The sequence below is a fragment of the Streptomyces collinus Tu 365 genome, from assembly GCF_000444875.1.
In the GTDB taxonomy this organism is placed as follows: Bacteria; Actinomycetota; Actinomycetes; order Streptomycetales; family Streptomycetaceae; genus Streptomyces; species Streptomyces collinus_A.
In genome coordinates, this window is sequence record NC_021985.1 from 3,883,679 (window position 1) to 3,896,289 (window position 12,611).

The following is a 12,611-nucleotide window of genomic DNA, read 5'->3' on the forward strand; positions in this document are numbered from 1 at the left end:
GGTGCTTGTGCAGTTGTCGTCGTGCGTGCCTGCCGGCGAGGGTCAGAGAAGGCCCCCCTACGCCTTGACCGAGGCCACGAAGGCGTTCCACGCGTCGGCGGGGAAGGCCAGGACGGGACCCTCGTGGACCTTGGAGTCGCGCACGGCGAGTTCCGCGGTGGTGGGCGACTTGACCTCGACGCAGGCGCCGTTGCCCGCGGAATAAGAAGACTTCATCCACGTCTCCGAAGCGCCCTGAATCAGTGCCATGTCCACTCCTGTTGCGAGTTGCTGGTGGTGCGGTTCACGCCAACCTTGTCGACCGATTGGCGTGATCGACGCTACCGGGCAACCGCCCCTGCCGGAGTAGTCGTTCACTCAAGCGGATGGCATATTCCAGATGAGCCTTCCACTTGAGTGGACCACCGTGTACGATCCGGCGCTTCCCGTGGACCAGGGGTCAGTCGGCGTAGGTTTTCGCCACATCAGAGATGCATTGCCGGGATTGCTCCACATTGAGGGACTGTGCCCGCAGATGCTCGTACATCACGGCGTACTTCTGCACGTCCAGCGCCTTCTCCAGGTAGAGGTCGCTGGTGACGCCCTCCAGGTAGACCACGCTGGAGTCGGCCGCGTCGGTGAACTCCAGGATCGCGTACTGGCCGTTGAGCCCCGGATGGGCGCCCACCTCGAAGGGCAGCACCTGCACGGTGACGTGCGGCAGGTGGGACATCTCGATGAGGTGCTCCAACTGCTCGCGCATCACCAGCTTGTTGCCCACGACCCGGCGCAGCGCCGCCTCGTCGAGCACCACCCACAGCCTGAGGGGGTTGGCCTCGGCGGTGATACGTTCCTGTCGGCGCATGCGCACCTGGACGCGCTTCTCGATCTCGGCCGTAGAGGTCTCCGGCAACGCGCCCTGCACCAGGGCCTCCGCGTAGGCGCGGGTCTGCAGCAGGCCCGTCACCAACTGGGGTTCGTACACCCGCAGCGACTCGGCGTCCGTCTCCAGACCGATGTACACGCTGTACGGGATGTCCCCGAACGTGTGCCACCAGCCCTGCTGCCGCGAGTCCCGGGCCATCTCCATCAGCGAGTCGACGATCCGCTGGTCCTCGACCTCGTACACCCCGCACAGGTCCCGCACGTCGCGCTGGCTGATGCTCCTGCGGCCGTTCTCCAGCCGGCTGATCTTCGACTGCGACACCAGCAGCCGCTCCGCCACCTCTTCGGCGGTCATGCCCTTGAGCTCACGGAGCCTGCGCAGCTCCTGGCCCAGGCGGCGTCGCCTGACGGTGGGATTGACATTGGACGCCACGTGACGCGCACCTCCGGCTGACTGCCTGTACCTGGCACTTTCCGTATCTGCTGCTGAGCAGATTGCCACCAAGGTGCTTTCTACCGCTGGCAAACAGTGGATATGCGGCGCGTACGCGTCAGTTCGGGCACGGAACCGCGTAACCCGGACGCGACCGGGCGGGGTGGTGGGACCTCGGAGGTCTCACCACCCCGCCCGGACCAGCGGCTCCCGTAACGGGCTTCGGGGACTGGGGTGCGGCTCAGTGGGCCACGGCGCGTGCCATGGACCCGTGGCGCGGCTGCATCGGAACGCCGCGCGCGGGTTCGGGCCGCGCTCCGGGCCCCGCCGGGCGGCCGGGTGCGGCCGGACCGCGGCGCGGCTGGGCCGCGGCGCCGTTCTGCACGTCCATCACGGCGTGCGCGACCAGCCCGCCCATGGGGTCGTGCCGGATCAGGTCCCGCAGCCGGGAACGTGAGGAGCGCCCCTCGTTCCCCGGATACAGGTGCTTGCCGAGCCCGACGGCGTGCGCCAGGGCGGCGAGCGCCGCGGTCCGCGGGTCCGGCGGCACGCCGGTGCGGATCGCGGTGTCCAGCCGGGACCGGATCTCCCTGCTGATGGTGGTGTCGGTCGCCTGGTACCGCGTCGTCGGCAACACCCCGCACATCTGACCCGGTACGGCGGCGACCATGCCGCACCGCTCCAGATGCGACAGGTACGTCTGGCGAAGCCCCAGTCGTGGCCCGCCGATCCAGTGGACGGCCCGTACCGGAGCGCCGCGCCTTCGCAGCAACTCCAACGCGCAGTCCAGAGTCGGATCTCCTGTCGGCCGTGGCACCACCACGGCGATACGATCCCCGTCTGGGGCTATCCGTCCGGCCAGCGCCAGCTCCACTAGCTGTGCTCCGGCCAGACCGAGGTCGAGCGACTGCGGCTGCGCAGTGGTACCCGTGGCCGGGTCCAGTGCGAGCAACAGAAGCTCCTCCGGAATTGTTCTGCGGCTCCTGCCCATCCATGCCTCCCCGCGTGGATGAATGACAGGGTGACCCCTCTCACATTCATCTGTCGAGGGTGCGTGACCGGTTCGTGAGGGAACCGGTAGGTATGTCGTTCTCGTCTACCGCAGGGGCCAGGCCCTCACACAGGACACTGGTACATGGTTCGGACAGGGCGCGCGCATGCGCGTGCGGCGCATGGAGGAGGCATCGGTGGCGGGCGAGTCCCCCGACAGGTCGAAGCAGCAGGAGTCGTCGGTGGAACCGACGTCGGGGAGCGCGGGTTCGGTTCCCGGGGCTCGCGATCCGCGGCTCACGGTGTCCCGCGAAAAGGATTCCTCGAGCGGCACGAAGGACACCGCGACGAAGGTTCTCTCGGTCCGGGACGTGAAGGCCGCGGCCGCCTCCGGGGCCCCGGACTCCGCCAACTCCCCCGAGTCCGGCACGTCCTCGAAGCCGGCCGCCGGCTCCGCCGAGGATGACGCTTCCACCGAGCCCGAGGCCGAGCACGAGGCCGCCGCCGAGGACGGGGACGCCGACCTCCGCGAGGCCGTCTCGGCGTGGGTCCGCTCGGCCGGGGACGCGAAGAAGCCCGGGTCCGGCGCCGACGCGACTGCAAAGAAGCCCGAGAAGCCCGAAGGGGCCGTGGCCGAGGGCGAGTCGGCGGACGCCGAGGGCATGGAGGAGACCGAGCCCGAGAAGGAACCGGCGGGGAAGGCCGGGAGAGAGCCGGCCGACGGCACGGACGCGACCGCCGCCGCCGCTGACGACCACGTGGACGCCGAAGCCGGCACCGACGCGAACGCGAACGCGAAGACGAGCCCGGCGAACGGCTCCGACGACGACAACGACAACGAGTCGTCGGACGGCGAGGACACGGCCCCGGCCGCGAGCGAGGACCAGGACGACGACGCGCCCGCGGACGAGGAGGCCGACGCCGCTCCGGACGCCGCCGCGGAAGCCGACGCACCGCAGGACGCGAAGCCGGAGCCCGGGCCCCGCCCGGAGCCGGAGGACGCCAAGCCGGAGGACTCGAAGTCCGAGTCCGAGCCGGAGGACGCCAAGCCGGAGGACGCCGAGCCGGAGGACGCCGAGCCCGGGTCCGAGCCGGAGGACGCCGAGCCGGCGTCGAAGTCCGGCGCGAAGCCCGCCCCCGGGTCCGACCCGGACTCCGCCCCGCGGCCCGGCCAGGACGGGGAGGACGGGAAGGACAGCGACGGGGAGGACGCCCCCGAGGCGCCGCGGGCGAAGGTCGTCGACCAGCCGACCACCGCTCTCAAGGCCCTGAGCCCGAAGAAGCCCGCGGTCGACCAGCCGACGACCATGCTGAAGCTCGGCTCCAAGCCCCGGCCCGCCACCCCGGAGGCCGAGCGCACCAGCAAGTTCGTCGCGCTGAAGCCCGACGTGACGACCGCCGTGCCCCAGGTGGGCCCGGAGCGCACCACCCAGCAGCCGCTCCCGCCCAAGCCGCCGCTCGACCTGCTGGCCGAACTGACGAACACGCCCCCGCCGCCGGAGACCCCGGTCCGCACCATCGTGCGCCGGGTCAAGATCTGGACCCCGCTGGTCATCCTGCTGGTGATCGTCCTCGCGGTGGTGCAGGAGTTCCGGCCACTCCCGCAGCCGACCCTCGGCCTCACCGCGAAGGACAGCTACACCTTCGCCGGCGGCAAGGCCGACATCCCCTGGCCGTCCCAGGGGCAGGCCGCGCTCGACGTCCAGGGCATCGGCTCCTTCGGCTCCTCCGGGACCCAGAAGCCCGTCCCGATCGCCAGCCTCGCGAAGGTGATGACCGCGTACCTCGTCCTGCGCGACCACCCGCTCAGGAGCGGCGAGGCCGGACCCAAGATCACGATCGACAAGCCCGCCGAGCAGCAGTCGGACGCCGGCCAGGAGTCCACCGTGCCCGTCAAGGCCGGCGACCGGATCTCCGAGCGCGAGGCCCTGGAGGCCATCCTCCTGCCCTCCGCCAACAACGTGGCCCGGCTCCTGGCCCGCTGGGACGCGGGGTCGGAGAAGGCGTTCGTGACGAAGATGAACGCCGCCGCCAAGGGCCTCGGCATGACCAACACCACGTACACCGACCCCTCGGGTCTGACGGACTCGACGGTCAGCACGGCCGTGGACCAGGTCAAGCTGGCCAAGAAGGCGATGGAGAGGCCCGCCTTCCGCGAGGTCGCGGCGATGATGTCGTACGTCGACTACAAGGGCGTCAAGCACAACAACTACAACCGGCTGGTCGGCTACAACAACGTCGTCGGCATCAAGACCGGCACGACCACGTCCGCCCTCGGCAACCTCGTCTTCGCGGCGAAGCAGCAGGTCGGCGGCGAGACGCGGACCATCATCGGGGCCGCGATGCGCCAGCCCGCGGGTGGTTCCGACAACACCATCATCAGCGGGGTCCTGGACGCGGGCGACAAGCTCATCCGGGCCGGGCAGGGCGCGCTGAAGTCGGCGACGATCCTGAAGAAGGGCGATGTCGTCGGGTACGTCGACGACGGCCTCGGCGGCCGTACCCCGGTCGTGGCCACGAAGGACGTGACGGCGGCGGGCTGGGCCGGGCTGAAGGTGAAGCTGTCCTTCGCCGCCGACACCGTGCCGCACACGGCGAAGGCCGGCACCAAGGTGGGCACGCTCACCGTGGGTGACGGCGGGGTCGGCGCGGTGAAGGTGCCGGTGGCCCTGAAGGCGGACCTGGCCGAACCCGGCTTCGCGGACAAGCTCACCCGCCTCGGCTGACCCCGGGTCCCTCTCCGGCAGTACCGCACCCCGCCGACGGAGCCCCGCGGCGGGGTGCGTGCTAGCGTCACGAAACGGGGCAGCTCGCCGGTCACGGGACGGGGCCGCGAACTGGACGGGAAGCGGCCGGGATCACCGAGGGACACGGCCGAGAACAGAAGACGGGACACGGGGAGTGCCTTCAGGTGGCCACAACCGAGCCGACACGCGCCGACGACGCCGACCCGGACCCGGGGTCGGGCCCGCGAATACGCCTGTCCGCGGCTGACACGGACGGTCATCACGAGGACCGCCCGGCCGGCCGCGCGACTTCTCATGCGGACGACCAGGCGCACGACCACACGGACGGCCACGCGCACGACCACGCGGGCGGCCGGACCGACGACCACGCGGGCGACCGGGGCGGCGACCACTCGCGCGACCACGGCGGCGGCCACGAGGCCAGTCGCGCCGGCCACCCCACCCCGGAGCGCCCCGGCCTGCTCGGCCGTCTCCTCGCCGCCGCGGAGCCCGTGCGGCAGCGGTTCCTGCTGCACCCGGTGCTGTCCTTCACGGTCCTCGCGGGCGCCCTGCACATCATCTGGTTCTTCACGTTCGCGAATTCCGGTGGCGACCTCGCGGCGCAGGACGCCTGGGCGGAGTTCGTCGGACGGCACCCTGACTCGGCGTACAACCTCGCCTGGTACGGCGGTATGCACCCGGTCTCGTACAGCGTGGTGTCGCCGTACCTGATGTCGGTCCTCGGCGTCCGTACGACGATGATGATCGCCGGCACGGGCTCCGCGGCCCTGCTGACGCTGATCCTGATCCGCAGCCGGGCCGTGCGCAACCCGCTGTGGGCGTCGCTCGCCGGGGTCTTCGCGCTGATCTGCAACGCGGTGTCGGGCCGGGTGACCTTCGGTCTCGGCACCCTGTTCGCGCTCGGCGCGGTCGCCGCCGTCTTCTGCTGGCCCTACCGGTGGCGGTACAAACGGTGGGCGAAGGCGCTGGTCGCCGCCCCGCTGGCGGCGCTCGCCACGATGGCCTCGCCGGTCGCGGGGCTGTTCGTGGGTCTGGTCGCCGCCGCGCTGTTCCTGCAGAAGCGGCGGCCGGGCGCCTGGGCGCTGGGGCTCGCGCCGACGGCGGTGGTCGCCGTCTCGGCGCTGCTGTTCCCGTTCTCCGGCACCCAGCCGATGACCATCGGCTCGGTGATACTGCCCCTGCTGTACGGCCTGCTGTGCCTGTTCCTGGTGCCGAAGGAGTGGAGGACGGTACGGCTGACGGCCGCCGTCTACAGCCTCGGTGTCGTCCTGGTGTGGCTGATCAGCTCGCAGATCGGCTCGAACATATCGCGGCTGCCGATGCTGTTCGCGGGTGCGACGCTGGTCGCGGCCCTGCCGTTCACGGTGCCGCGCTCGCGCAAGTGGTACGCGACCGTGCTGGCGTGCCTGGGGATGCTCGGCTGGCTGGGTTTCAAGACGGTCGACGACATCATGCACACGACCCCGGCCGCCTCCTGGGCCCGGGAACTGGCCCCGCTGGTCAACCAGCTCCAGAACGTCGGCGCCGAGAAGGGCCGGGTCGAGGTGGTCCCGGCCCGCTCGCACCGCGAGGCCTCGGCGCTCGCGCCCTACGTCAACCTGGCCCGCGGCTGGAACCGGCAGGCCGACATGGAGCGCAACCCGCTCTTCTACGACGACACGCTCAACTCGGCGAACTACCACGAGTGGCTGCAGCGCTGGGCGGTGCACTTCGTGGTGCTGCCGAAGGACAACCCGGACGGGGACGGCGGGGTGCGCGAGCGCGCGCTGCTCCGGCGCGGGATGCCGTACCTGCGGCAGATCTGGGGCGACGCCAACTGGCAGCTGTTCAAGGTGACCGACCCGGCGCCGCTCGCCGAGCCGAACGCGGTGGTGGACCGGGCCGAGCAGGGCGAGATGACGCTGGAGGTGCGCAGGCCGGGACGAATCCTGATCAAGATCCCGTACTCGCCGTGGCTGAGCGTCGTCGACGCCCGGGGCAAGAGCCTGAAGCCGCCGCAGGAGACCGAGGAGTCCAGGCACCGGGCCGACGGCGCGCCGAAGACGTACGACAACGTCAACGGGTGCCTGCGGGAGACCCCGGAGGACGCCAAGGGCGACAGGTGGACGATGCTGATCGCCCCGCGCGCCGGGACGTACCACCTGGCGGCCCCCTACCAGCTCCCCCGCGGGACGCCCTGCCCCGACGAGCTGAAGTGACCCTCCGGGGGCGGTGCCCCCGCGAGGTCGGTCAGTCGCGGAGCTCGGCCACGTAGCGGTCCGTGCCCGGGACCGTCGGGACGAACGGCGCCACCAGTTCGACCCGGCCGAGACCGGCCCGTGCCACCTGCTCGTCCAGGCCCGTGAAGTGCCGCTCCCAGCACGCGCGCGGGTCGCTCTCCAGGAACCACAGCAGGGTCAGCCGGGTGTCGACGCCCTCGACCTGCTTGACGTAGGTCATGCGGTCGCCGGGCAGGGGCGTGGGCCGGAAGACGGTCACCAGGGCGGCCGGGGAGCCCGCGAGGCGGCGGGGCAGGTGGCGGGTGCGCAGCCACTCCGCCAGCTCGGTCCGCCCGGCCGATTCGGCGTCGATCACCTGTAGCACCAGGCCGGCGTAGGGGTGGTCGAGGGCGTGGAAGTCGCGGGGGCCGGCCGCGCCGTCCCGGTAGACCGTGGCCTCGTGGTCCTGGAAGGCCGTGAAGACGTGGGTGCGGGCCTGGTGGACGCGGGCGTCGCGGTTGAGGCGCTTGTTGATGGCCACGGTCCACCGCATGTGGTCGTCGTAGCGGCCGTCGGTGATCCAGTACGTGGAGAGGTAGCAGCCGGCGGTGACGGGCTGGGCGACGGCCGACTTCTCCGGGTAGCGCAGGAGCTGGAGGTCGCGGGTGGCGACCCAGCGGCGGCCGGCGTACATCCAGGGCATGGCCATGGCGCCGGCGTAGTAGTGGTCGTCCTCGTACCAGCGGTTGTAGGCGTACTCGTGGCCGGGGTGCGGCTCGACCATGGTGATCAGGGCGTGGCCGGGGTGGACGCCGTACGGGCCCACGGCGGCCAGTTCGGCGTAGGTCTCGCTGCGGGTGCCGGTCTCCTCCGTCATGGCGCTCCCCTTCCGTCCTCCGGTGCTCGCCCATACTCTGACGCTCCGTCAGATGATGCGCCAGAGTCAGGACGCTGGAGGTCGCGATGGCACTGCTCGCGGGCAAGACCGTGGTCGTCTCGGGGGTCGGGGCCGGACTCGGCCACCAGGTCGCCGCCGCCGTCGTACGGGACGGCGGGAACGCGGTGCTGGGGGCGCGCACCGAGGAGAACCTGGCCAAGAGCGCGGCCGGGATCGACCCGGAGGGCGCGCGCACGGCGTACCGGGCGACCGACATCACGGACGAGGGGCAGTGCGCGGCGCTGGCCGCGCTGGCCCGGGAGCGTTTCGGCGGGCTGCACGCCGTGGTGCACGTGGCGGCCTGGGACTCGTACTTCGGCGGGGTCGAGGACGCGGACTTCGCGACCTGGCGTTCGGTCATCGACGTGAACCTGCTGGGGACGCTGCGGATGACCCGGGCGTGCCTTCCGGGGCTGAAGGAGGGCGGCGGTGCGGTGGTGTTCATCGGGACGCAGTCGGCGGTGGCCGCGCCCACGCAGGTGAAGCAGGCCGCGTACGCCGCCTCGAAGGGCGCGCTGACCAGCGCGATGTACTCGCTGGCGCGGGAGCTGGGGCCGTACCGGATCCGGGTGAACACGGTGCTGCCGGGCTGGATGTGGGGGCCGCCGGTGCAGGCCTACGTCCGGTTCGCCGCGCAGAGCGAGAGGGTGCCGGAGGCGGAGGTGCTGGGCCGGCTGACGGAGCGGATGGCGCTGCCGGAGCTGGCGACGGACGGGGACGTGGCCGACGCGGTGGCGTTCCTGGCGTCGGACCGGGCGCGGGCCATCACGGGCCAGTCGTTGCTGGTCAACGCGGGTGAGCTGATGCACTGACCGCTGAAGCCGGCCCCAGCCGACTGTTCAGCTATATGAACAAAGGTCATTCCCCCGAACGATTTTACCTCGCCTTGACCTGTAGCTTGCTTGTCGTGTTCACGTAGCCGCACCCACGATCGGGCACATGAACAGTCTCGACTGGGCCGTGCTCATCGGCTACTTCGGAGTGATGGTCGCGATCGGCGTCTGGTCGCACAAGCGCGTGGACAACGTCAGCGACTTCTTCACGGCCGGCGGCAAGATGCCCTGGTGGCTCTCCGGCATCTCGCACCACATGTCGGGCTACAGCGCGGTGATGTTCACCGGGTACGCGGGGATCGCCTACACCTACGGCGTCACCTCCTTCATCACCTGGTCCTTCCCGATCGCGCTCGGCATCGCCATCGGCTCCAAGCTGTTCGCGCCCCGCATCAACCGGTTGCGGTCCCGGCTCCACGTGGCCTCCCCGCTGGAGTACCTGAAGAACCGCTACAACCTGCAGACGCAGCAGGCGCTCGCGTGGTCGGGCATGCTGCTGAAGATCGTGGACGTCGGCGCCAAGTGGGCGGCGATCTCCACCCTGTTGTCGGTGTTCACCGGTGTGTCGCTCGACCAGGGCATCCTGATCACCGGTGCGATCACCGCCGTGTACTGCACCATCGGCGGTCTGTGGGCGGACGCGCTGACCGAACTGGGCCAGTTCGTCATCCAGTTGCTGGCGGGCGTCTCGATGTTCGTCGCGGTCGTGATGAAGCTGAGCGACAAGCACATCGGCTTTCTCGGCGCCTGGGACGAGCCGGCGCTGCACGGCCACGGCAAGCCCCTGGTCGGCCCCTACGGCACGGTCTTCCTCCTCGCGTTCCTGTTCATCAAGCTGTTCGAGTACAACGGCGGCATGCTGAACCAGGCCCAGCGCTACATGGCGACGGGCAGCCCGCACGAGGCCGAGCGCTCGGCGCGGCTGTCGTCGGTGCTGTGGCTGGTGTGGCCGGTGGTCCTCTTCTTCCCCATGTGGATGTCCCCGCTCCTCGTCCACGCGCAGAAGCCGGACGGCTCGGACTCCTACGCCCTGATGACCGAACAGCTCCTGCCGCACGGCCTGCTGGGCCTGGTGATCGTCGGCTTCTTCTCGCACACGATGGCCATGTGCTCCTCCGACGCCAACGCGATCGCCGCGGTGTTCACCCGGGACGTGGCGCCGGTGCTGTCCTCGCGGGCGCGGGCGTGGGGCGAGCGTTCGGGCCTGGTCGCGGCCCGTGTGACCACGGTCGTCTTCCTCGGTCTGTCGATGGCGGTGGCGACCCAGGTCGACTCCCCCGCGTTCAAGGACATCATCACGGTCGTCATCAAGTGGGTGGCCGGTCTCATGGGCCCCATCGCCATCCCGATGATGCTGGGCCTGCTGCGCCCGTTCCGCCGCTCGGGGCCGACGGCGGCGCTCACCAGCTGGGCGGCCGGTCTGCTCGCCTTCTGGCTGGTCAACTACCCGATCAACTGGAACGTCGACGGCGGGGTCCCGCTCCAGTACCAGGTGTCGATCCCGCTGGCGGTCTCCCTGGTGCTGTACGTGCTGATCGGTCACCTGAAGCCGGAGGACACCCCCGAGCGCCTGGCGATCATCGAGCGGGTCAACTCGGACGGCGACGCGGCGGCGGTACCGGTGCCCGCGGCGGCCGGGGACGACGTGGTCGGGGCGCCCTGAGGCGCGGTTCAGGCCCGCGGGTAGCGGGCCAGCCAGCCCGGGGACGAGCCGGCCGGGCCGTGCAGCGCGGGGCCCTGGGTCATCTCCATCGCGAAGTCGTCGGCGAGTTCGAGGAGCGTGGGGCGGCCCTCCAGTTCGGCCAGCCAGGCCGGCGGGAGGGCCGTCTCGCCGTGCAGGGCGCCGAGCAGGCCCCCGGTCAGCGCGCCCGCGGCGGCCGAGGGGCCGCCCTGGTTCACCGCGAGGCACAGGCCGTGCCGTACGTCCTCGCCGACCAGGGCGCAGTACACGGAGGCGGCGAGCAGCCCGTCCGCGGTGCCGTCGCCGGCCAGCTCCTCCACCCGGGCCGGTCCCGGCAGGCCCTGGCGAACCGCGCCGAGCGCGTGCTGGAGGGCGTCGGAGACCGGCTGGTGGCCGGGGCGGGCGGCGAGCAGGGCGAGGGCGCGCTGCACGGCGCCGTCCAGGCTGTCGCCGCAGGCCAGGGCGTGCACGATGACGGCGTACGCGCCGGCCGAGAGGTAGGCGATGGGGTGCCCGTGGCTCTGGGCGGCGCACTCGACCGCGAGCTGGATGACGAGTTGGGGCTCCCAGCCGACCAGAAGGCCGAAGGGCGCCGACCGGGCGACCGCCTCGGGGCCCAGCTCGCCGGGGTTCTTCGGGCTCTCCAGGGTGCCCATGGTCTCGTCGCCGAACCCGATGAGCAGCGGCCGGGTCGGCTCGCGGCGGACGTACAGCCACTCCTCCCGCGCCAGCCAGCCGTCGTCCTCGCGGCGCTCGTCGGGTCCCCAGTCGCGCTGGGTGGCCGCCCACCGCAGGTAGGCGCGGTGCAGATCGGTCGGCGGGTGCCAGGCGCCGGTGTCGCGGCGCACCTGGGCGCGGATCAGCCCGTCCACGGAGAACAGGGTGAGCTGGGTGTGGTGCGTGACCGTACCGCGCCGGCCGGACCCGAAGGCCAGGTCGAGCAGCCCCTCCGGCCCGTAGGCGGAGCGGATCTCGTCCAGGGCGAGCGCGTCGGCGGGCCCGCCGAGCGCGTCCCCGACGGCCACCCCGAGCAGCGTGCCGCGCACCCGGCTGCGGAAGTCCTGCTGCTCGGCGCGGCCCCAGACGGGACCGGACGTGGCGTCCACCCCGACCTCCTCACGGCAACCGTCCGTACGTACGACGCCCAGCACTGTAATCGACCGGGGACATCCGGTTCACGAGGGCGAATCGGCTCCACCGGGTCATTCCGGTACAGCTGGGAGCGCTTCGTCTCCGTCTCGGGACCGGCCCACCCCTCTTCGAGGTGAGGACAGCGGTGCGCGTCGGGACGGGTCAGCCGTACCAGGTGACGTTGCAGACGTAGACGCACTCGTGGCGGGGTACCGCGAGGAAGCTGATGAAGCCGCGTCCGGCGAGGATGTCGAACTCGCGCAGTCCGCCCTCACGGTCGAGGGGCCGACCCACCTTGATGGCGTCACGGCCGAGAGCGGCCAATTCCGCGGCGAGGCGCTCCACCTCGGCCACTACTCCTGGTGGCAGCCCTCCCGTGACGTACTCGGCACTCGGGTTGTAGTCCCAAGCCCAGTCCGTCACAGTCCGGCCTCCGCCTCTGCCGCCTCGCGGATCATGCGGATCTCCGCGACGGCCGCCGTCGGGTCCTGCTCCCCCGCATCCACGATGCCCTCCAGTTCACGTAGGCGGGCCGCGCGTTCCGGGTGCCGTTCGATGGCGACGAAGACGGCCCAGGAGTGCACGAAGGCCCGCAACGGCGCGAGGCTCTGAGTCTGCTGGGCATGGGTCGTCGCTTCGAAGAGATGCTGCGTGAGGGCCGGTACCCGGCTCGGAGCGATTCGCGCGACAGCCACCCGCAGGCCGTCAGGCGTCAGCTCGGGCATGGGGATCAGCGGGCCGTACGGGCCGTCGGTCTGGGCGCTCACGGTGACCTCCGGTACGGGTGGCTCGGTCCT

The 12,611-nt window shown here is 71.4% G+C and carries 11 protein-coding genes; 4 read left to right on the forward strand and 7 right to left on the reverse strand.

Translation table 11 applies throughout. The features are described from left to right. Nucleotides 1-57: 57 nt before the first annotated feature. From B446_RS16795 to B446_RS16805, 3 genes are all read right to left on the reverse strand, one after another. Nucleotides 58-249 (reverse strand): DUF397 domain-containing protein, encoded by a 192-nt coding sequence (locus tag B446_RS16795; protein ID WP_020940643.1) that lies wholly within the window; start codon nucleotides 247-249, stop codon nucleotides 58-60. A gap of 190 nt (nucleotides 250-439) precedes the next feature. Further along, nucleotides 440-1,297 carry a helix-turn-helix domain-containing protein gene (locus B446_RS16800; protein WP_020940644.1) on the reverse strand — a complete coding sequence of 286 codons (858 nt, stop codon included), beginning with the start codon at nucleotides 1,295-1,297 and terminating at the stop codon, nucleotides 440-442. 241 nt (nucleotides 1,298-1,538) lie between these two features. Then, the gene (locus B446_RS16805; RefSeq protein ID WP_020940645.1) at nucleotides 1,539-2,288 is read right to left on the reverse strand and encodes a GOLPH3/VPS74 family protein; all 750 of its coding nucleotides are present in this window, start codon (nucleotides 2,286-2,288) and stop codon (nucleotides 1,539-1,541) included. A 166-nt stretch (nucleotides 2,289-2,454) separates the two neighbouring features. Here B446_RS16805 and B446_RS16810 point away from each other — a divergent pair, with 166 nt between their 5' ends. Continuing rightward, nucleotides 2,455-5,013, forward strand: coding sequence for a D-alanyl-D-alanine carboxypeptidase (locus B446_RS16810; protein WP_234967501.1), 2,559 nt, complete (start codon nucleotides 2,455-2,457; stop codon nucleotides 5,011-5,013). Between the two features lie 185 nt (nucleotides 5,014-5,198). Then, nucleotides 5,199-7,232 carry an integral membrane protein gene (locus B446_RS16815; RefSeq protein WP_020940647.1) on the forward strand — a complete coding sequence of 678 codons (2,034 nt, stop codon included), beginning with the start codon at nucleotides 5,199-5,201 and terminating at the stop codon, nucleotides 7,230-7,232. Between the two features lie 31 nt (nucleotides 7,233-7,263). Here the strand turns inward: B446_RS16815 and B446_RS16820 are convergent, their stop codons facing one another. Further along, complete coding sequence (locus tag B446_RS16820; protein WP_020940648.1) at nucleotides 7,264-8,109, reverse strand: hypothetical protein; 846 nt, start codon at nucleotides 8,107-8,109, stop codon at nucleotides 7,264-7,266. A gap of 86 nt (nucleotides 8,110-8,195) precedes the next feature. On the opposite strand from B446_RS16820, the gene B446_RS16825 reads away from it, so the two are divergent. Further along, nucleotides 8,196-8,981 carry an SDR family oxidoreductase gene (locus B446_RS16825; protein ID WP_020940649.1) on the forward strand — a complete coding sequence of 262 codons (786 nt, stop codon included), beginning with the start codon at nucleotides 8,196-8,198 and terminating at the stop codon, nucleotides 8,979-8,981. Nucleotides 8,982-9,108: 127 nt separating this feature from the next. Further along, entirely contained in the window at nucleotides 9,109-10,665 is a 1,557-nt protein-coding gene (locus B446_RS16830; protein ID WP_020940650.1) for a sodium:solute symporter family protein, read from the forward strand. Nucleotides 10,666-10,673: 8 nt separating this feature from the next. On the opposite strand, the gene B446_RS16835 is transcribed toward B446_RS16830, so the two are convergent. The 3 genes from B446_RS16835 to B446_RS16845 form a co-directional block, all read right to left on the reverse strand. Then, nucleotides 10,674-11,789, reverse strand: coding sequence for an ADP-ribosylglycohydrolase family protein (locus tag B446_RS16835; RefSeq protein ID WP_020940651.1), 1,116 nt, complete (start codon nucleotides 11,787-11,789; stop codon nucleotides 10,674-10,676). A 187-nt stretch (nucleotides 11,790-11,976) separates the two neighbouring features. Beyond that, nucleotides 11,977-12,237: a hypothetical protein gene (locus B446_RS16840; RefSeq protein ID WP_043475786.1), complete on the reverse strand. Its 261-nt coding sequence runs from the start codon at nucleotides 12,235-12,237 to the stop codon at nucleotides 11,977-11,979. Further along, a complete protein-coding gene (locus B446_RS16845) occupies nucleotides 12,234-12,581 on the reverse strand; it encodes a hypothetical protein (protein ID WP_020940653.1) in 348 nt (115 codons plus the stop codon). Before B446_RS16845 ends, B446_RS16840 begins: the two co-directional genes overlap by 4 nt. Between the last annotated feature and the right edge of the window lie 30 nt (nucleotides 12,582-12,611).

Bases quoted from the DNA above. Each gene is read 5' to 3' on its own strand.
- B446_RS16805 (WP_020940645.1), bottom strand. From the start codon at position 2,288: ATGGGCAGGAGCCGCAGAACAATTCCGGAGGAGCTTCTGTTGCTCGCA.
- B446_RS16810 (WP_234967501.1), top strand. From the start codon at position 2,455: ATGCGCGTGCGGCGCATGGAGGAGGCATCGGTGGCGGGCGAGTCCCCC.
- B446_RS16830 (WP_020940650.1), top strand. From the start codon at position 9,109: ATGAACAGTCTCGACTGGGCCGTGCTCATCGGCTACTTCGGAGTGATG.
- B446_RS16825 (WP_020940649.1), top strand. From the start codon at position 8,196: ATGGCACTGCTCGCGGGCAAGACCGTGGTCGTCTCGGGGGTCGGGGCC.
- B446_RS16795 (WP_020940643.1), bottom strand. From the start codon at position 249: ATGGCACTGATTCAGGGCGCTTCGGAGACGTGGATGAAGTCTTCTTAT.
- B446_RS16820 (WP_020940648.1), bottom strand. From the start codon at position 8,109: ATGACGGAGGAGACCGGCACCCGCAGCGAGACCTACGCCGAACTGGCC.